At 65.8% G+C, this 1,062-nt stretch carries 1 protein-coding gene; it reads left to right on the top strand.

What is annotated here, in order from left to right:
* The coding region (gene vgrG / locus CYR32_RS21160) for a type VI secretion system tip protein VgrG (protein WP_146000748.1) at positions 1 to 1,062 on the top strand (1,062 nt) is incomplete at both ends.

The raw sequence follows: 1,062 nt of genomic DNA, 5'->3' as shown, positions 1-1,062 counted from the left end.
GCTGAGCCTGCCCTTCTGTTACCGCCTGACCTTTACCAGCCCCGATAAGGCCCTTGACCCCGCTGCGTTCCTGATGCAGGACGGGACACTGACCCTGCAGGCCGCCGTGGACCAGGGCTTTGGCGTGCGGGTCATGCAGCCGGTGCGGGTGGTACAGGGGGTGGTCACCGGGTTTACACAGCTCGCCACCTCCAAAGATGAACGCCAGTATGAGCTGGCGCTGCAGCCGCGGCTGGCCCTGCTGTCGCGCAGCCGTCAGAACGCCGTTTATCAGGACATGTCGGTGCCGCAGATTGTGGAGAAAATCCTGCGGGAGCGCCATGACATGCGCGGGCAGGACTTCCTGTTCACCCTGGCGCACGAGTACCCGCGCCGCGAGCAGGTGATGCAGTATGGTGAAGATGACCTGACCTTTATCTCGCGGCTGCTGGCGGAGGTGGGTATCTGGTTTCGCTTCAGTGCCGATACCCGGCTCGGTATCGATGTGGTGGAGTTCTGTGACGCGCCCTGCCACGACCAGCCGGGCGTCACGCTGCCCGCGGTGCCGCCTTCGGGCCTGCATGACGACGGGGTGGAGTCGGTATGGGACATGGTCAGCGCGCACCGGGTGGTGGAGCAGTCGGTCAGCACGCAGGACTACAACTACCGCGCGGCGACAGATGAGCTGCGCGCATCGGCACAGGTCACCCCCGGGGACCGCACCACCTACGGCGAAGCGTACCACTACGCTGATAACTACCTCACCGCCGGGGCAGCCGGGCGTGACCCGCTGCCTGAGAGCGGCGCCTTCTATGCGCGTATCCGCCACGAGCGCTACCTGAATGCACAGACGCAGCTCACCGCCGTGACCAGCTGCGCCACCGTGGCACCGGGGCAGGTGCTGACGGTCACCGGCGGCATGGGCGTACCCGACGCGTTCCGCCGGGGCGTGGTGATTACCAAAACCACCGCCACCGCCCGGCGGGACAAGAGCTTTGAGGTGGAGATAACGGCGATACCCTGCGCAGAGGCCTACGGCTTTCGTCCCCCGCTCATTCCGAAACCCAAAATGGCCGGCACCCT

Origin of the sequence: Chimaeribacter coloradensis (assembly GCF_002858715.1) — a bacterium.
GTDB classification, from domain to species: Bacteria; Pseudomonadota; Gammaproteobacteria; order Enterobacterales; family Enterobacteriaceae; genus Chimaeribacter; species Chimaeribacter coloradensis.
This window is presented reverse-complemented; position numbering and strand designations above follow the sequence as displayed.